The sequence below is a fragment of the Arthrobacter sp. FW306-2-2C-D06B genome (assembly GCF_021789175.1).
Classification (GTDB): Bacteria; Actinomycetota; Actinomycetes; order Actinomycetales; family Micrococcaceae; genus Arthrobacter.
In genome coordinates, this window is sequence record NZ_CP084560.1 from 142,082 (window position 1) to 160,202 (window position 18,121).

General features: G+C 64.3%; 18 protein-coding genes and 1 tRNA gene. 12 read left to right on the top strand and 7 right to left on the bottom strand.

The window, feature by feature from the left end:
- Positions 1-16 precede the first annotated feature (16 nt).
- Complete coding sequence (gene pstB / locus LFT47_RS00680; RefSeq protein WP_059388353.1) at positions 17-796, top strand: phosphate ABC transporter ATP-binding protein PstB; 780 nt, start codon at positions 17-19, stop codon at positions 794-796.
- 201 nt (positions 797-997) lie between these two features.
- Here pstB and LFT47_RS00685 read toward each other — a convergent pair whose 3' ends face one another.
- The 3 genes from LFT47_RS00685 to LFT47_RS00695 all read right to left on the bottom strand — a co-directional run bounded on the left by LFT47_RS00685 (position 998) and on the right by LFT47_RS00695 (position 3,528).
- A complete protein-coding gene (locus tag LFT47_RS00685) occupies positions 998-2,011 on the bottom strand; it encodes an inorganic phosphate transporter (RefSeq protein WP_236814147.1) in 1,014 nt (337 codons plus the stop codon).
- Position 2,012: 1 nt separating this feature from the next.
- Positions 2,013-2,630 carry a DUF47 domain-containing protein gene (locus LFT47_RS00690; protein WP_236814149.1) on the bottom strand — a complete coding sequence of 206 codons (618 nt, stop codon included), beginning with the start codon at positions 2,628-2,630 and terminating at the stop codon, positions 2,013-2,015.
- A gap of 238 nt (positions 2,631-2,868) precedes the next feature.
- A complete protein-coding gene (locus LFT47_RS00695) occupies positions 2,869-3,528 on the bottom strand; it encodes a hypothetical protein (protein WP_078106945.1) in 660 nt (219 codons plus the stop codon).
- 239 nt (positions 3,529-3,767) lie between these two features.
- Between LFT47_RS00695 and LFT47_RS00700 the strand changes: the two genes are divergently transcribed.
- Positions 3,768-3,840, top strand: a tRNA-Lys gene (locus tag LFT47_RS00700).
- A gap of 55 nt (positions 3,841-3,895) precedes the next feature.
- On the opposite strand, the gene LFT47_RS00705 is transcribed toward LFT47_RS00700, so the two are convergent.
- On the bottom strand, positions 3,896-5,287 hold the full coding sequence (locus tag LFT47_RS00705) for a CoA transferase (protein WP_236814151.1): 1,392 nt from the start codon (positions 5,285-5,287) through the stop codon (positions 3,896-3,898).
- A gap of 96 nt (positions 5,288-5,383) precedes the next feature.
- Here LFT47_RS00705 and LFT47_RS00710 point away from each other — a divergent pair, with 96 nt between their 5' ends.
- The 9 genes from LFT47_RS00710 to LFT47_RS00750 all read left to right on the top strand — a co-directional run bounded on the left by LFT47_RS00710 (position 5,384) and on the right by LFT47_RS00750 (position 12,475).
- A complete protein-coding gene (locus tag LFT47_RS00710) occupies positions 5,384-5,992 on the top strand; it encodes a DedA family protein (protein WP_236814153.1) in 609 nt (202 codons plus the stop codon).
- A 202-nt stretch (positions 5,993-6,194) separates the two neighbouring features.
- The gene (locus LFT47_RS00715) at positions 6,195-6,497 is read left to right on the top strand and encodes an urease subunit gamma (protein ID WP_236814155.1); all 303 of its coding nucleotides are present in this window, start codon (positions 6,195-6,197) and stop codon (positions 6,495-6,497) included.
- A gap of 9 nt (positions 6,498-6,506) precedes the next feature.
- Positions 6,507-6,911, top strand: coding sequence for an urease subunit beta (locus tag LFT47_RS00720; RefSeq protein WP_236814157.1), 405 nt, complete (start codon positions 6,507-6,509; stop codon positions 6,909-6,911).
- Positions 6,908-8,653 carry an urease subunit alpha gene (gene ureC / locus LFT47_RS00725; RefSeq protein WP_236814159.1) on the top strand — a complete coding sequence of 582 codons (1,746 nt, stop codon included), beginning with the start codon at positions 6,908-6,910 and terminating at the stop codon, positions 8,651-8,653. Before LFT47_RS00720 ends, ureC begins: the two co-directional genes overlap by 4 nt.
- 19 nt (positions 8,654-8,672) lie before the next feature.
- Positions 8,673-9,152 carry an urease accessory protein UreE gene (ureE, locus tag LFT47_RS00730; protein ID WP_236814161.1) on the top strand — a complete coding sequence of 160 codons (480 nt, stop codon included), beginning with the start codon at positions 8,673-8,675 and terminating at the stop codon, positions 9,150-9,152.
- Between the two features lie 48 nt (positions 9,153-9,200).
- On the top strand, positions 9,201-9,869 hold the full coding sequence (locus LFT47_RS00735) for an urease accessory protein UreF (protein ID WP_236814163.1): 669 nt from the start codon (positions 9,201-9,203) through the stop codon (positions 9,867-9,869).
- A 16-nt stretch (positions 9,870-9,885) separates the two neighbouring features.
- Positions 9,886-10,503, top strand: coding sequence for an urease accessory protein UreG (gene ureG, locus LFT47_RS00740; RefSeq protein ID WP_078106937.1), 618 nt, complete (start codon positions 9,886-9,888; stop codon positions 10,501-10,503).
- Positions 10,500-11,396: an urease accessory protein UreD gene (locus tag LFT47_RS00745; protein WP_236814165.1), complete on the top strand. Its 897-nt coding sequence runs from the start codon at positions 10,500-10,502 to the stop codon at positions 11,394-11,396. Before ureG ends, LFT47_RS00745 begins: the two co-directional genes overlap by 4 nt.
- Entirely contained in the window at positions 11,396-12,475 is a 1,080-nt protein-coding gene (locus tag LFT47_RS00750; protein ID WP_236814167.1) for a HoxN/HupN/NixA family nickel/cobalt transporter, read from the top strand. Before LFT47_RS00745 ends, LFT47_RS00750 begins: the two co-directional genes overlap by 1 nt.
- A 158-nt stretch (positions 12,476-12,633) precedes the next feature.
- Here LFT47_RS00750 and LFT47_RS00755 read toward each other — a convergent pair whose 3' ends face one another.
- Positions 12,634-13,656: a PHP domain-containing protein gene (locus tag LFT47_RS00755; RefSeq protein ID WP_236814169.1), complete on the bottom strand. Its 1,023-nt coding sequence runs from the start codon at positions 13,654-13,656 to the stop codon at positions 12,634-12,636.
- Positions 13,657-13,907: 251 nt separating this feature from the next.
- On the opposite strand from LFT47_RS00755, the gene malQ reads away from it, so the two are divergent.
- The gene (malQ, locus tag LFT47_RS00760) at positions 13,908-16,100 is read left to right on the top strand and encodes a 4-alpha-glucanotransferase (protein WP_442863423.1); all 2,193 of its coding nucleotides are present in this window, start codon (positions 13,908-13,910) and stop codon (positions 16,098-16,100) included.
- Between the two features lie 75 nt (positions 16,101-16,175).
- On the opposite strand, the gene LFT47_RS00765 is transcribed toward malQ, so the two are convergent.
- Positions 16,176-17,246 carry a lactonase family protein gene (locus LFT47_RS00765; protein ID WP_236814171.1) on the bottom strand — a complete coding sequence of 357 codons (1,071 nt, stop codon included), beginning with the start codon at positions 17,244-17,246 and terminating at the stop codon, positions 16,176-16,178.
- Between the two features lie 32 nt (positions 17,247-17,278).
- The gene (locus LFT47_RS00770) at positions 17,279-18,109 is read right to left on the bottom strand and encodes an aldo/keto reductase (protein WP_236814173.1); all 831 of its coding nucleotides are present in this window, start codon (positions 18,107-18,109) and stop codon (positions 17,279-17,281) included.
- Positions 18,110-18,121 lie beyond the last annotated feature (12 nt).

Genomic DNA, 18,121 nt, shown 5'->3' on the forward strand with positions numbered 1-18,121 from the left:
GCACCGAAGGAACACCATGTCTAAGCGGATCGACGTCAAGGATCTGAACGTCTACTACGGCAGCTTCCTGGCCGTTGAAGGCGTCAACATCAACATTGAAGCCAAATCGGTCACGGCATTCATCGGCCCGTCCGGTTGTGGCAAGTCCACGTTCCTGCGCACCCTGAACCGCATGCACGAAGTACTTCCCGGTGCGCGTGTTGAGGGCGAAGTCCTGCTCGACGGCGACAACCTCTACGGCCCCGGCGTGGACCCTGTGACGGTCCGCACCCAGGTTGGCATGGTCTTCCAGCGGCCCAATCCATTCCCCACGATGTCCATCCGCGACAACGTGCTGGCCGGCGTGAAGCTGAACAACAAGCGGATCAGCAAGGGTGCGGCCGACGCGCTCGTGGAGAAGTCCCTGCGCGGCGCCAACCTGTGGAACGAGGTCAAGGACCGCCTCGAGAAGCCGGGCTCCGGACTCTCCGGCGGCCAGCAGCAGCGGCTCTGCATTGCCCGCGCCATTGCTGTGGAACCGCAGGTCATCCTCATGGACGAGCCCTGCTCGGCGCTGGACCCCATCTCTACTTTGGCCGTCGAAGACCTCATCAATGAGCTCAAGGACGAATACACCGTGGTAATCGTGACCCACAACATGCAGCAGGCCGCACGCGTTTCCGACAAGACCGCGTTCTTCAACATCGCCGGCACCGGCAAGCCGGGCAAGCTCATCGAGTTCGCGGACACCACCACGATCTTCAACAACCCGTCCCAGAAGGCCACGGAAGACTACGTCTCCGGCCGGTTCGGATAAGTCCCCACCGGCTCCCAGCCTTCGCAAGCTCAGGCCGGGGCCCTCGCCGGCGTGGGCCCAGCCACCGGCTCCCGGCCTTCGCAAGCTCAGGCCGGGGCCCTCGCCGGTGTGGGCCCACTGCGAAAAGCCCGACCGCGACGGTCACCTTCCGAGGTGACTGCCGCCGTCGGGCTTTTGCGTGCTTGGCGGGACTCGCTCAACTCAACGCGACAGCGGCGAGAGCGCCAGCCCGAGGACGAACGCCACTGCGGCGGTAACGATCGGCGTCGCGACCCAGAACCCCAGGATCCGCAGCACCATCCGACGGTTGGTGACGGAAAAGTTCTGGTTGGTTCCTGCGCCGAGCACTGCGGACGTCACAGTGTGCGTCGTAGAAAGCGGCAAGTGGAAGCCGATGGCACCGACGAACAGCATCAGCGAGGTCAGGCTCTGGGCAATGAATCCCCGCATCGGGTCTACCCGCGTCAGCTTGTAACCCAGGGTGTACGAGATGCGCCAACCACCGCAAAGCGTTCCCGCCGTGAGCATGACGGCCGTCAGCAGGATGACCCAGATCGGGAGGTCATTGGAGCCGGACACGCCTGCCGCCACAGCGCCCAACAGGATCACGGCTACGGTTCTCTGGCCGTCCTGCAAGCCGTGGCCGAGCGCGACGGCGGCGGCCGAGACGGACTGTGCGTGGCGGAAGCGGCCATGCACGACGTCGGGCTGGGTGTAGCGGGCCGCCCACGTTACAGGCCACACGAGAAGATAGGCGCCAAGGAAGGCAATCACCGGGGACAGCAGCAAGGGCAACACCACTTGCGCCAGCAAAATACCGTCCACCCCGCTGATGGAGCTGCCTCCCATCACTGCGCTTGCGGCTCCGGCGCCCACCAGGCCCCCCACCAAGGCATGGGTTGAGGAGAGCGGCACACCACGCCACCAAGCGTAGATTCCCCAAAGGATGGCGCTGCACAACCCCGCGGCGAGCATCGTAAGCCCGTTCATTCCCGAGGGGAGAATCACCCACGACTGGCTGAAAACCAGCGCGAAACTGCCGCTGAGCAGCACGCCGGCAAAGTTGAAGATGGCCGCCAACACAACGGCGACAGACGGAGTCAGGGCACGTGTCCGCACGGAGAGTGCGACGGCGGTCGAGACGTCGCGGAAGCCGTTCAGGAATGCGAAGCCAGCCGCCAGCACCACCACAAGGGCGAAGAATGCGACCGCCACCTCATGCTTCCTTGACGATGATGCTGCCTACCTGGGTCGCGACGCGGCGCATGTCCTTGGTAGCGTCCACTAGTTGATTGGCTACGTCGCGGTTCCGCGAAAATTGGGTGGACTTCATGTCGCGGAGCATCTCGGCCACCCAGGTCCGATGGCTGCGCTCCGCACGCTTGGCCAGCCGCAAGACCTCGATCCAGTAATCCTCGAGTTCGTCCAGATCGTCGAGCTGGCGCATTGCATCAACCGTGAGTTCCGCCTGGCGGCTGATGATCTCCAACTGGTCCGCCGCGCGCTTGGGCAGCCGGTCCAGTTTGTAGAGCGCCACGAGCTCACCTGCGGCATCCAGCTTTTCCATCGCCTCGTTGAGGAAACGGGAGAGGGCGTACATGTCCTCGCGGGGGAGCGGGTTCACGAAGCTCGTGCGCATGTGGGTCAGGAGGGCGAAATGCAGATCCGTGGATTTCGCCTCGTGTTCGTGCATCTCCTCCACAAGCCGTTCGTGCTCCGCGACAGGAGCTCCGAAGATCTCCGAAAGCGTCCCGGTTGCCTCAAGAATCTGGCGGGCCATTTGCGACAACAATTGCAACCCGGCGGGTTCCTGGGGGAAGAGACGCAGCTTCATTTGGCTTCCGGTAGGCGGGAGGGATAGGGGTGGGGCGGCGTCTTCGCCGAAGGGCATAAAAATGGTGCCGAACCGGATACGCCTCTCGGCGGTAGGCCGCTCGAAGCGGCTATAAGTTGAAGCCCGGGGGTTTCGCGGTTCGACACCAGTTTCAGTTTTCTACGTCGTCCGAGCTAAGTCAATCTTGACAGCTGGCGCCGGGGGTGGTTGTGACGGTCCCTCGCCCTTATATTTCATGTCAGTCCAGCTCTCCCAGGCGCCACGCATTGGCCGCGTGCTCGAGATCTTCCGCGGTCTTTACCAACTGGTGGGAGTTCCGGGTCAGCTTGCTTGCATGGCCTTCATTGGAATGCTCTGCACTGTCCGCCAGGGTGGCTTGGCCCAGCGCGACGACGCGGCAAAACGCGGCTGAGCGTTCCAGCGCGACGTCGAAATCGCCGTCGAACGCTCCCGAAAGAATGGCGTCCGCCATTTGCTTCATTTCGTCGGCTCCCGGCGGCTCGGCAGCGCCCGCCACAACGTGGGAAACCTGGGCGGTGTCCCGGCCGGCCTTGAAGTACACGGAAATCCGCTCCGAGTTCTGCATAGTGGCCGCGCGCAACGCGTAGAGCCGCCACAAGGCACCCGGCAAGGACCGGGCGGGGCTCTCGGCCCACATTTCGGCGATGGCCTCCAGGCCTTGCTCATCAGCGAGCTTCACGAGGCGCCTGGTGATCTTGGGATCATCGCTATCCCGACCTCGCCGCACGAGGGCTTGAGCGGCAAGGTGCGCGGCTTCGGACACGCGCGCGGGGTCCGCTCCGCCGGCAAACGGCTCGAAGTCAACCGGCGCGAAGGGTTTCGGCTTGTGGTGCCTATTTGCTCCGCCGTACACAGGAGGTCCCGATTGTTCGCTCATGCCCCAACGCTACTCCTGTGTTTTCGCTCGTGCACTCTTGACTGGGGCTTGTTGCAACCTCCCCATGTATGGATCCGTGGGAGCGGCGACACACCGTTGTTGCCGCGCGTCGTCGTCGGGGTTTGGTTCAAAGGTGGGGAGAACGCTGCCGGCCCGGTCACGACGGCGCGGGTGCGACGCGTGTCAAAACGGCCTTGAGCTTGAGGTACAGTATTTATGGCTGTTTCTACAGTCAGCAGGGGCCTTTAGCTCAGTTGGTAGAGCATCGGACTTTTAATCCGTGGGTCGTGGGTTCGATCCCCACAGGGCCCACCCTCTTACCCCCGGAACCGCGCGGTTCCGGGGGTTTACTTGTGCCAAACGAAAACTAGGCCGTGGCCCACACCGCCGGGTGGCGGCCGAGTGGTCCGGCTTGTTGCGACCAATGCGCGGGGGAGCCGTCGATTCGCCCTGGAAGCGGCACGCGGCGTGCCGGCCCCCAGTCAGTGGTGGTTGCCGTGAGGGTGAAGTCATTCGGTGTCGGTACCGATAGGTGGTCGTTCGGCGGAGTCAGCGAGTACAGCAGATTGGCCGTGCCGATGAGTGAGCCTTGGATGCGGGCAGTCGCCGAGTGGGTGAGCCGTCGAGTCAAGGCACGGGCGACGGCCGCGGCCAGGAGCCAGCCGGTCGCGTGGTCGAGGGCTTGGACGGGAAGCGGGACCGGCTCCGCTTGGCCCGTGGCGGTAGCGCCGTCGTCGGCGATCCCGCAGCTCATCTGGACCAGGCTGTCGAACCCGCGGCGGTTGCGCCATGGGCCATCCCAGCCGTAGGCGTCCAGGCTGGCGATGATCAAGCCGGGGTTCAGTGCGGTGAGGGCCTCCTCGTCGTAGCCCAGGCGTGTCAGGGCGTCGCCTCGCAGTCCCGACACGAGCACATCCGCACCCGCGAGCAGTTCCTCGAACATCGCGCGGTCGCTTGAGGCGGTGAGATCCAACGCGGCGGTACGTTTGCCGAGCGTCGTCTCAGGCAGTAGCGACGGAACCTCGTCAAAGCCGGGCGGATCGATCCGGAGCACGTCCGCGCCGTAGCCGGCAAGGAACTTGGTGCAGACCGGTCCAGCGATTACCCGAGTCAGGTCGAGGACGCGCACGCCGTCGAAGGGCAGTTTCCCGTCGGCGTCCGGCATGCGGGCACCGGATGAGCGGCGCTCGACGACGGTCAGGGGCGGCGCGTCCGCGGTCGCCGCCCCTGGAGCCGAGGCAAGCCACCGGACGCGGTTGTGCATGACGGCGGCGCATCCGCCCGCCTCCACGATGGCCGTCTCCAATTCCTCGGCGGGCAGCCCGGCCACCGCGGCCTGGACTGTTTCGCGGTCATGGGCTCCCAGCACCCGCTCGACGGCGGCGCGGTGGCTGGCGTAGTTGGTGTGGAGCCTGATCCAGGCGTCGGCCGCACGATAGTTGCCGGCGATGGGGTCCCAGAGCGGTGGCCGGTTCCAGCCGACTGGGGTGAACAGCCTCTCGGACGCGAACGCGGCGCATGACTCCCGACTGTCTACCGTCACGGCCGGCTGTCGTGACTCTCGGCGGGCTGCCAGAAACTGTGCTGCCGCCACCGTTGCCGCGGCAACCGCCCCCGTGGCCAGCCCGGTTACGTCGAAAGCGGCAGGGAGCACCGCCCGCGGCCCGGTCGTCGTGAGCTGAGCGGCCGCCAAATCCGCATCTTCGGCACCGAGTGCGTGCCACAAGCGGGAGGTCGCATCAGCGAAGCTGTCGTTCACACTCACCATTGTCAATGGGCCTACACGGAACGGGCAACGGCAGCCGGATCTGATGCCTCCTGCCCAAGTGGGCCTTCAACTGCCAGACTGTTCTTCATGCATGCGCTTTTGGACGGACTCTTGAACACCAGCCCGCTCGTGATCGCGTGCATCGTTTTCGCCCTCGTGTTCGCTGAGGATGCAATCTTTGTGGGGTTTGTGATCCCCGGCGAAACGGCGGCGGTGGTCGGCGGGGTGATTGCGAGCCGAGGGCTCTTCGAATTGTGGGTCATGATCGCCATTGTGGTGACTGCCGCGATCACGGGAGACACCGTGGGCTACGAAATAGGCAAGCATTTCGGCCCGCGGGTAATGGCCTTGAAGATCCTGGACAAAAGACGAGCCCAATTGCAGAAGGCCGAAGACTTCCTCAAAGACAAAGGTGGCGTCGCGGTACTTTTGGGCCGGTTTACGGCCTTCTTTCGTGCCGTCATGCCCGCGCTCGCCGGACTCAGCCGCATGCCTTACCGGCGCTTCGCGTTCTGGAATTTCAGCGGCGGCATTATCTGGGGGTCCTTGTTCGTGACGCTCGGTTTTGTGGCCGGAAATTCGTACGAAGAAGTGGCCCGCGTGGTGGGCCGGGGGGCGGCGGCTGTGGTGGCAGTTATTGTGGTGGCGATTGTGCTGGTGTGGCAGGTCAGGAAGCACCGCGCCAAGAAGGCCTGATGCACGGGAGTGCGGAAATCCGGCGGAAACCTTAAAGCTTTAGGCTGGTCACAATTCGTTCGGGAGGGGCGGTGAAGGGGCGAACTGGATATGTCTGACGTTTGGCGTTATAACCGTAGTAGCTGCCCCGACGTCCTCGGCTTTTCTGAGCCTCGAGTGATCTGATGTCCGCTTCTGCAGCACAGAACTTTAAGGAGAACCGATGCATCTTTTGCCCCGTGAGCAGGAAAAGCTCATGATCGTGGTCGCGGCCGACCTCGCCCGCCGTCGGCAATCCCGCGGTCTGAAGCTCAACTTCCCCGAAGCCGTGGCGATCATCAGCTACGAACTGATTGAGGGGGCTCGTGACGGGAAAACCGTGGCTGAACTGATGAGCTACGGGACCACCCTGCTTGGTCGTGAGGATGTCATGGAAGGCGTGCCCGAGATGATCCATGACGTCCAGATCGAGGCCACATTCCCCGACGGGACCAAGCTCGTCACCGTCCACGACCCGATCCGCTAGGAGGCCAACATGATTCCCGGTGAATACCGTCTCCAAACAGAGCCCATTGCCTGCAACAGCGGACGGGAGGCAGTCGCCGTCGACGTCGTCAACCGTGGCGACCGCCCGGTCCAGGTGGGCTCGCATTACCACTTTGCCGAATCGAATCCCGCGCTCGATTTCGACCGCGAAGCCGCTTACGGCCGCCGCCTCGATATCCCTGCCGGAACGGCCGCGCGCTTCGAACCCGGCGATTCCAAGACCGTCAAGCTCATTGCGCTTGCGGGCAACCGCGAAGTCTACGGCCTGCGGAACGCCGTCAACGGTCCCCTTGATGCGGACGCCGGAAAGGACGACGGCGGCGCTGCCGCTGCCACCGAAGGGACCGGAGCCACCGAAGGGTCCGAAGCAGGCAAGGAAGGGACAGCCCAGTGAGCTTCGAAATTTCGCGCAAGCAATACGCAGACCTCTACGGCCCGACGACCGGCGACTCGATCCGCTTGGCGGACACCGAACTTTTCCTTGAGATCGAGAAGGACTATACGGTCTACGGCGAAGAGGTCATGTTCGGCGGCGGCAAAGTGGTCCGGGACGGCATGGGGCAGAACGGTCAAGTGACCCGGGATGAGGACGTTCCGGACACCGTCATTTCAAACGTGGTGGTCCTCGACTACACCGGAATTTACAAGGCCGATGTGGCGCTCAAAGACGGCCACATCTTCAAGATCGGCAAGGCAGGAAACCCGCAGATCGCCGACGGCGTGGACATCGTGATCGGGGCCAGCACCGAGATGATTGCCGGGGAGGGGAAGATCCTCACCGCAGGCGGGGTCGACACCCACATCCACTACATTTCCCCGGACCAGGTCCCCACGGCCCTGTGCAGCGGCATCACCACTATGGTCGGCGGCGGTACGGGTCCGGCGGAAGGAACCAAGGCCACCACCATTACTCCCGGCAAGTGGCACATTTCACGGATGCTGCAAGCCGCGGAAGGGCTGCCGATCAATATCGGCCTCTTCGGCAAGGGCCACGCGTCCGCCATCGAGCCGCTCGCCGAACAGATCCGCGCAGGAGCGGTCGGCCTCAAAGTGCATGAGGACTGGGGCGCCACGACGTCATCCATCGACATGTCCTTGCAAGTAGCTGATGAATACGACGTCCAGGTAGCCATCCACACGGACACGCTCAACGAGTGCGGATTCGTGGAGGACACCATCAAGGCCATCGATGGCCGGGTGATCCACACCTTCCACACCGAAGGCGCCGGCGGCGGCCACGCTCCGGACATCATCAAGATCGCCGGATTGCCCAATGTGCTCCCGGCATCCACCAACCCGACGCTCCCGTACACGCGGAACACCATCGAAGAGCACCTCGACATGCTCATGGTGTGCCACCACCTCAACCCGGACATCCCGGAAGACGTGGCCTTCGCCGATTCCCGCATCCGGGCCGAAACCATCGCCGCCGAAGACGTACTCCAGGACCTGGGCATCTTCTCCATGACCTCCTCGGATTCCCAGGCCATGGGCCGCGTGGGCGAAGTCGTCATCCGCACCTGGCAAGTGGCCGACGCCATGAAGCGGCAGCGAGGCGTCCTCAAAGACGCGTCAGGTGCGAGCCACGGCGCTCCGAACGGCCTGGGCGCGGAAAGCGATAACTTCAGGATCAAGCGCTACATCTCCAAATACACCATCAACCCGGCGATCGCGCAGGGCATGGCAGACTCCATCGGCTCCGTGGAGGTGGGCAAATTCGCCGACCTCGTCCTGTGGAATCCGGCCTTCTTCGGCGTGAAACCGGAACTGGTCATCAAAGGCGGGCAAATCGCCTACGCGCTCATGGGCGATTCCAATGGCTCCATCCCCACCCCGCAGCCGCGCACCATGCGCCCGATGTTCGCCACCTACGGCAAGGCGCTGCAGCAGTCCTCCATCACCTTCCTGTCCAAGGCGGCCATCGACGCCGGCGTGCCGGAAGAGCTTGGCCTGGAACGGGTCATCCGCCCGGTGTCCGGCATCCGGAACCTGAGGAAGGCGGACCTCAAGTTCAACGGCGAAACGCCCGATATCGCCGTCGACCCCGAAACCTACAAAGTGACGGTCGACGGCCAAGACGTCACCTGCGAGCCTTCCGACGTGCTGCCCATGGCCCAGCGCTACTTCCTTTTCTAGACGGCCGGAGGAGAACCACATGATCATCGAAAAGATCCTCGGCAACCTGAACGAACTGCCCGATCCCGAACAATACGCCGGCCTCCACAAGGAGAAAGTCGTGCTGCCCAGCGCCCAACTGGTCAAACGCATCCAACGCGTCACCACGGACCACGGGAAGGAGCTCGGCATCCGGCTCCCCGCCGGATCCGGAGACCTGCGCGACGGCGACATCCTCGCCGTCGAGGACGCTAACCTGATCGTGGTGTCCGTGCTGCCGAGCGACGTCCTGGTCATCGCCGCCCGAAGCATCTACGAAATGGGCGTCGTGGCGCACTCCCTCGGCAACCGGCACCTGCAGGCCCAGTTCTTCGACGCTGCGTCCGAGTACGGGGCCGAAGTCATGGTGTGCCAGTACGACCACACGGTCGAGGACTACCTCAAGCACGTCGGTGTGCCTTACGACCGCCAGGAACGCGTAATGCCGGTGCCTTTCCGCCATGCTGAACACACGCACTAGGCCGGTCCCGGTGGTCGGCGGCTTGTCGTCTCGCCTTGAGGGGGCGGCATGACCTCTTATCAACTAGCTCTCCAGCAGCTCACCGACTCTGCCCTGCCCACGGGGGCGTTTGCTCATTCTTTGGGGTTTGAGACGTACATCGATCGTGGGCTCGTAGCTGATGAGGGGAGTTTTGGGGTCTGGCTGTCCGCGTTTGTGGGGCAGCAGTTGACTTATTCCGATGGCTTGGCCATTCGGTTCCTGTACGAGGGAGCGGACCTGGGTTCGTTGGATGAGCATTTGAGCGCTCAGCTCTTGCCTCGGCAGGTGCGGGAGGCCAGTACCAAAATGGGCGGGCGGCTGATCGAAATCGGGACCGAAGTCTTTCCGTCGGCCGAGCTGGAAGCGTACCGGACTCTCGTGACCACGGGCCGGGCTGCCGGGCATCAGCCGCTGGCGTTCGCCGTCGTCGCGCGCTCGCTGGGCGTGCCGTTCGAAGAAGCGCTCGCCGCTTACCTTTTCGCGACGGTCACCTCCCTGACGCAGAACGCCGTGCGCGCCATCCCGCTCGGCCAGAACTCCGGGCAGCGGCTGTTGCGCAAGGCGCACGACGACGTCGCTGCCGCCGTCGAACATGTCCGGCACCTCAGCTGGGACGACTTCGGAGCCGTCAGCCCGGGGCTGGAAATTTCGCAGATGCGGCACGAATGGCAACGTGCGCGCATGTTCATGAGCTAGAACCACAGGAGGACACATGTCTGAACCCATCAAGATCGGCATCGGCGGCCCGGTAGGTGCCGGCAAAACGCAGCTCGTGGAGCGCCTGACCCGGCACATGAGCCGGGAAATCTCCATGGCCGCAATTACCAACGACATCTACACGATTGAAGACGCCAAAATCCTCGCGGCCAACGGCATCCTGCCGGAGGACCGCATCATCGGCGTCGAAACGGGCGGCTGCCCGCATACCGCCATCCGCGAAGACACCTCCATGAACACGGCGGCCATCGAGGAACTCAAGAAGCGGCACCCCGACCTGCAGGTCATCTTCGTCGAATCCGGCGGCGACAACCTCTCCGCCACATTCAGCCCCGAACTCGTGGACTTCTCGATCTACATCATCGACGTCGCCCAAGGGGAGAAAATCCCCCGAAAGGCCGGCCAAGGCATGATCAAGTCGGACCTCTTCATCATCAACAAGACCGACCTCGCCCCGTTCGTCGGCGCGGACCTGTCAGTGATGGAACGGGACTCCAAGGAATTCCGCGGCGACAAGCCGTTCTGCTTTACCAACCTGAAAACCGACGAAGGGCTCGACAAGGTCATCGCATGGATGCGGCACGACGTCCTGATGCTCGACCTGGCGCAATGAGTTCACTCGCGAACGCTCTCATCTCACCTGGGCCTTCATCCGCGTCCGCTGATCGGCCCGAGATGGGTCGCCTTGCGCTCGTCATAGGGAAACGTGCCGGTCGTTCCGTGGCCGTGCAGCAGTTTCATCAGGGTGCGTTGCGGGTTTTGAGGCCGCACTACTTGGATGGGTCCGGGCAGGTTTGTTATGTCATGGTCAATCCGGGCGGGGCGTATTTGGGGGCGGATCTCTATGTTGTGGATGTGGAGGTCGAGGCCGGGGCTTCGTTGCTTTTGACGACTCAGTCGGCCACGAAGATCTATCGGACTCCGGGGTCCTTTGCCGAGCAGCGCATGACGATCCTCCTGGGGGAGGGTGCGGAACTGGAGTTGGCTCCCGACCAGCTCATCGCCTACCGGGACGCCTGCTATCGGCAGAATACGCACATCACGGTGCATCCGACGTCGAGCCTCATCATGGCGGAAGTCATCACTCCCGGCTGGTCGCCGGACGGCGCCTCCTTCCGGTACCGGGAACTCCGCCTCCGGAACGAAATCCACGTGGAGGGCGACCACGGCGCGGTGCTGCTCGCCCTGGACAACCTCCTGATCCGGCCGCCGCTGGGTGATGTGACCGGAATGGGCTTCATGGAGGGGTACAGCCACCTGGGATCGCTCATTGTGGTGGATCCGCGGGTTGACCAGGCGCTCGCCGATGAGCTGCGCGGCCTGACGGCGGGGTATGACGCTTACTTGGGCTTGTCGCTGACCCGGACCCTTACGGGCACAACGGGCTTGGTCCTACGCTCCCTCTCGAACAGCACCGAGGAACTGAATCGGTTGCTTGGTGCCTGTACCGGCCTTTTGCGCGAACGCTGGTACGGCAGGGCGGCGCTCAACCTCAGGAAGTACTGATGACCTCACTCGCGGAGTTCGCCTCGATGTACCGCCGGCGTGAGCATCTTCCGCTGAAGTCGCGCCTCGCTTTCATGTTCGGCTCCGTCGTCCTCCTGCACCTTGCCGCCGTCGTGCTCCTGCTGGTGGGTGCCGCCGGTGGAGGGCAGCCCCTGGCGCTCGGCCTCGTGCTGACGGCATATGTGGCCGGCATCAAGCACAGCTACGACTGGGACCACATCGCCGCGATCGACAATTCCACACGAAAATTCGTGGCACAGCGGAAGGACCCCGTGAGCGTCGGCTTCGCCTTCAGCCTGGGCCACAGCTCCGTGGTAATCCTGGCCGGGGTGATGGCGGTCGGTGGCGCCAGCCTGGCGGGCCAGCTCATGGAGGACGGCACCCCCGGGCACCTCGTGCTCGGGCTGATCGGCAGCGGCGTGTCGGGGCTCTTCCTCCTCGCCATGGGCGTCTTCAACGGCTCTGCTTTCCTCCGCACGATGCAGCTGTACCGCGCCGCCCGGGCTGGCGGCGCGATCGCCGTCGACGACCTCGAAACCAAAGGGTTCATCGCGCGGCTCCTGGCCAAGCCGCTATCCAAGGTCCAGCGACCGCGGAACATCTACGTCATCGGGTTCTTGTTCGGGCTCGGCTTCGACACTGCTACCACCATCGGGCTGCTGGTGCTCACGACGGCGGCGTCGCTCGCGGGTGTATCCGTTCTCGCCCTCCTGGCTCTGCCGCTGGCTTTCACCGCTGCGATGACGCTCTGCGATTCCGTCAACGGCGTGGCCATGATGCGAATGTATAAATCCGCCATCCACGATCCCCAACGCAAGCTTGGATTCAACGCCATCATCACCGGTATCTCGGCCTTCTCGGCGCTCTTCATCTCGGTCATCACGCTGGGCGGTTTCCTCAACGCGGCTTTCGGGCTGAGCGATCCTGTCACCACCTGGCTGGGCGAGATAGACCTCGGCGACGCCGGGCTGGTGCTGATTGCGCTGTTCGCCCTCGTATGGGCGGTCGCGGCCCTGCGGTTCCGGGTCCGCGCGGCGCTCCGTGGGAAGCCTGACGACGCCCGCTCACTTATAACCTGAATTCTGACGACGCTCGCTCTCTTATGCCGGGAAAATCGAGGACGCTCGCTCTCTTATGGGGCTATTTTTGTCAACCCTCCTGCAGTTGTATCGCCGGGGGGGCGGCACTGGGCGCGGAAGTCGCCGTCGGGCATTGAATAGTTGGCGGCGACGACGGGCTATAGCTTGTGCTGGAGCCACTCCAGAAGCCGATCCACCGGCCATGTTGTGATGATCCGATCGGCGGGTACGCCGTTGGCTTCCGCCCGCTCGGCACCGTATTGCAGGAAATCGAGCTGGCCTGGGGCATGCGCGTCACTGTCGATGCTGAAAAGGCAGCCAGCGTCGAGGGCAATACGAATCAATTCGTCCGGCGGGTCCTGGCGTTCGGGCCTTGAGTTGATCTCGACGGCGACTGAGTGCTCTGCGCATGACCCGAATACATTTTCTGCGTCGAACTCCGAGGGGGGCCGTGTTCCTCGTGATCCTTTGACCAAGCGGCCGGTGCAGTGCCCAAGGACGTTGGTGTGGGGGTTTTCGATGGCGGCGAGCATGCGTCGAGTCATGGTCCGTTTGTTGGATCGGAGCTTCGAGTGGACACTGGTCACCACGACGTCGAGTTGGCCCAGCAGTTCCGCGGACTGGTCCAACTCGCCGTTTTCAAGGATGTCCACTTCGATTCCCGTTAATAGTCGAAAGCTGGACGATTGGCCGTTGTTGATCCCATCCACAACCGTGAGCTGCTCCATCAAACGCTCCGGACTGAGCCCGTTGGCGATGGTGAGGTTGGGGGAATGATCAGTCAAAGCGAGATATTCCCGTCCGAGAATACGGGCCGCATCGGCCATGTCCTCGATCGCTGAACCGCCATCCGACCAGTTGCTGTGGCTGTGCAGATCGCCCCTGAGCTCGGCGTGCAGCTTGTGTCCGCCGTCGACCAAAGGTGCGGCCCCTCGGCGGCGGAGGTTCTCGAGGTAGTCGGGAACGGCGCCGCTCAAGGCCTGGCTGATCACTTCGAAGGTCCGGCTGCCGATTCCCTTGGTTCGCTTGAGGCGGCCATCCTTGACTCGTGCAGCCAGTTCCTCTTGGCTCAGTCCGGCGATAACGCCCGCAGCCCGTCGGAACGCCTGGACCTTGAAGCTTTCCGCGAGTTCCCGTTCCAGCCAGAAGGCGGTTTCGTTGAGCGCGTCTATGGCGTCCATAGCTCAATCATGTACCACGCGGCGCCCAGACGTATGTGAGAGAGGGTTTGGGTTTTGACGGTTGTTTGTGAGAGAGGGTTTGGATTTTGGTGCCGATAGGTGAGCGAGGGTTTCGGGTTGGGGGCGTCATGCTGTCGGAATAACTGCGGCTGCCCCAGCCGCCCTGCAATAATCGGAACCAGTTGCCTCGCTCGAGTTGCACGCGGGGCGGTATGCACCTTCGGACGAATCACATCGCAGACGAGGCGGACATGACCAACACTCCCATCCAGCAGGACACCGACACCACGGCGATGCCAACCGCCCCGAACATCGCCATCGACGAGGACCTGCTTCACCAGCTCGCGGACGCTCATGGCGTCGGGACATCGTTCCACGGCTGGGATGGGCTGCAACACGACGTTTCGCCCACCACGCTGATACAGGTACTGGGTGCCCTGGGAGTCACCGCCCATTCCAACGGGCAGATCGCAGCGGCCCTCGCGGACGCGGAAGTGGCACCATGGCGGCGGATGCTGCCGCCCGCCGTCGTCGTCCAAGAGGGAACAACGGCGGCTGTCCACGTCCACGTCCGCGACGGTTCGCCGGCCCGACTGACGATCTCACTCGAGGACGGAACGGAACTCGCCGCCATCCAGCAGGAGGATTGGGCGCCGCCGCGCGACGTGGATGGAGTGTCTACGGGCCGTGCCACCTTTGAGGTGCCGGCGGGCTTGCCGCTCGGCTGGCATTCGCTCACGGCCGAGTCCGACGGCGTGACCGCCACCGCCGCGCTGGCCGTGGTCCCAGCCAGGTTGCAGACGGCAGCACAGCTGGAGGAACGGCGCGGGTGGGGACTCGCAACGCAGCTGTATTCGGTACGCTCGAAGCGCTCATGGGGTATCGGGGATTTCGCGGACCTGGCCGATTTGGCGTCGTTGGCCGGCGCACGCGGCGCCGACTACGTCCTGGTCAACCCCTTGCATGCCGCAGATCCGGTGCCTCCGGTTCAAGCGTCACCGTATTCTCCGTCGACCAGGCGGTTCTTCAACCCCCTTTATATTCGGATTGAAGAAATTCCCGAATTGGCATATGTCAAGCCCCGGAAACGGGCCACGGTGGACCGGCTGCTGGATCACGTCCATGCCCTCAACAAGGACGCGGAACGGCTGGACCGGGACCAGATCTTCGCCGCCAAGCTTGCTGCCCTGGAACTCCTGCACACAGTCAAGCTTTCTCCGGCCCGGCAACGTGCCTTCGAGGAATTCTGCCGCGAGTCGGGCCCGGGCCTGGACGATTTCGCCCTTTGGTGCGCCATTCGCGAGGACCGGTCGCCGGACGACCCCTTCTGGCAGGACCCAGCGGCCACCCTCGGTTCGCCCAAGGTTGAGTCGATGCGCCAGGCTTTGGCCGATCGGATCGGTTTCCACCGTTGGCTTCAGTGGATCTGCGATGAGCAGCTCGAGTCGGCCCAGGCCGCGGCAAGGCGGTCTGGCATGCGGCTGGGAGTGGTGCACGATCTCGCGGTCGGGGCGGACCTCAGCAGCGCCGACGCCTGGACCCTGCGTAGCACCTTCGCGCCGGGTGTCAGCGTGGGCGCCCCTCCGGACATGTACAACCAGCTCGGCCAGAACTGGAACCAGCCGCCGTGGCACCCGGTCCGCCTTGCCGAGGCGGGCTACGCCCCATTGCGCGCGATGCTCTCCACCGTCCTTCGCCATGCCGGCGGAATCCGGGTGGACCACATCCTGGGGCTGTTCCGCTTGTGGTGGGTGCCGGCCGGGAACTCCGCCCGCGACGGCGCCTACGTCAGGTACGACCATGAGGCCCTCATCGGCATCCTCGCTTTGGAAGCGCACCGCGCGAGCGCGGTGGTCATCGGCGAAGACCTGGGCGTCTTCGAGCCATGGGTGCGGGACTACCTTGCGGCCCGCGGCATCCTGGGCACGTCGATTCTGTGGTTCGAGTACGACGGCGACTCGCCCCTGCCGCCCGAACGTTACCGAGTGCAGGCCCTCGCCAGCGTCAACACCCACGACCTCCCGCCGACTGCCGGGTACCTCGCCGGCGATCACGTGGAACTCCGGAGTCAACTGGGCCTGCTCGAACGGAGCGTGGCCGAGGAACGGGCCGAGCACGAGGCCAGCCTGGACAAGATGATGGCCTTGCTATGGGATCGGGGCCTGCTGCCGGCCGACGGAAAAGCGCTTGGCGAAGAGCAAGTCATTGAGGCGCTGCATCGGCTGCTGGCACTTGCGCCGTCGGTCCTGCTGGGCGTTGCGTTAGTGGATGCCGTGGGGGAACGGCGCGTGCAGAACCAGCCGGGAACGACGTCGGAGGTCTACCCGAACTGGCAAGTCCCGCTAGCCGACGAGCGCGGACGCGCGGTCCTCATCGATGACCTCGACGCGAACCCGAGGTTCAACTCCCTGCTGGCGGCGGTTGACGAGGCCGTACGAGGTTAGGCGTCGGCATCGAGACGTGAGATCTCGCCTCTTTCGGGTCGGGAAAGGGGCGAGATCTCACGCATCGATGAGCCGCTACAGCGCCGGGACCAACGCGGTGGGGGAACCCGCGTTCAGCTGGTCGAGGACTTCGCCCGGGATGCCGGTGGCAGGGTTCAATGCGAACGTGGCGACTTGGTTGGAACGCTCGTGCGCCACGTGGAGCCAGCCGTCACGGACCAGGTGGTGGCGGGGCCAGTCTCCTCCGCTGGGGACATCTGCCACAGGACGGAGCCGGGTTCCGCTGCCTTCGACGGCCAGTACCGAGATCCGGTTGGAGCCGCGGATGCCCGCGTAGACGAAGCGATTGTCCGGAGACAGCGCGATTTCGGCGGCAGCATCGCCGTCGGCTGCGCCACCCACCGTCGCGGGACCGCGACGGTGGAGCACAAAGCGGCCGTCCGCGCCGGGCAGGAGCACCACCACTTCGATGGAATATTCGGTCACCACGAATACGGCGTCGGCGGAGGGGTGCTGGACCAAGTGGCGTGGACCGCTGCTCATCGGGAGTGCGACTTGGTGGTCAGGAAGCAGGCCGGTGTCTGGGAAATAGTTCCACACCCGTACAAGGTCGAAGCCGAGGTCGGTGGTCATGATCCGGCCGTCCTCGAGCATGAGGCTCGCGTGGGCACGGCTCACCCGGGCGCCGCCCGTGGCGATGTCGATCCCGCCGTCGACGCCGTCGTGCGGGTCCTTCGCCGGCGGCGCGGCAAAGCGCGATGTGATCCCGCCGTCGTCGTCGAGTCCGTACAGCAGCACGTTCCCGTCGCCCCAGCAGTTGACCACGATGAAACGGGCGGAAGGGTCGACGGCGACATGGCAGGCCGCATCTCCAGCCGGCCAGGCATCCCCCAAGGGTTCAAGGCCGAACGGCCCGGTCCGCCGGTACGCCCGGACCGTCTGCGCGGCCTCGGCTACCGCATAGACCACCGGCAGCGTGGGGTGAACGGCAAGGAACGACGGCGAGGGTGCTTCGACGGCGGTGCCCAGCCAACTCAGGCTGCCATCTTCCCGGGCCGAAACTGCCCCAATGCCCGTTCCGTTCCCGTCGCTGTCCGCGGTGTACGCACCTGTCCAAATGAGCGTTCCCTCGATGTTTTCTGCCATGCCGTCCTCAGTGCTGGTGATGGAATGCTGCCTCAGTGGCCTTGTACATCCGAGTCGACGCCGGCATCGGCACCCGCGTCCAAGGTGGCGATCGCGGACAGGTCGTCGTGGTCCAATGCGAAGTCGAAAACGTCCAGGTTTTCCTTCATGCGCAGCGGATTGGCGGACTTCGGGATGGCCACGAGCCCCTCCTGGACGTGCCAGCGCAGCACCACCTGACCCGGAGTCTTTCCGTGTTTCTTCCCGATCGCGGCCAACACCGGGGCATTCAGGAGATCGCGGCCGGCCCCCAACGGACTATACGATTCGGTGACGATGCCATGGTTGCCGTTGAAGGCCCGCTCATCGATCCGGGTGATGGACGGCGAGATCTGGATTTGGTTGACGGCGGGCACCACCGACGTTTCCTCCAGAAGCCGCTCGAGATGCGCGGGCTTGAAGTTGGACACGCCGATTGAGCGCACCTTCCCTTCAGCCCGGAGCCGCTCGAAAGTCTCCCAAGTGGACACGAAGTCATTCCGCTGCGGGAGCGGCCAATGGATCAGCAAGAGGTCCACATAGTCCAGCCCGAGCCGCTTAAGGGAGCCCTCGAGCCCGTCGACGGCGCGGTCGCGGCCCTGGTGGGTGCCGTCCAGCTTGGTCGTGATGAACAGTTCTTCGCGCGGGATGCCGCAGTCCCGCACGCCTTGCCCGACGCCGGCCTCGTTACCGTAGCGGTACGCCGTGTCGACGTGCCGGTAGCCAAGCTCGACGGCGGACACCACTGCCTTGGCGACCTGGGCGTCGTCGAGCGGCCAGGTTCCGAGGCCGATCTGCGGAATGGCATTACCGTCATTGAACCTGACGGTCGGAGCAAGTGCCATGGTCCTGTCCTT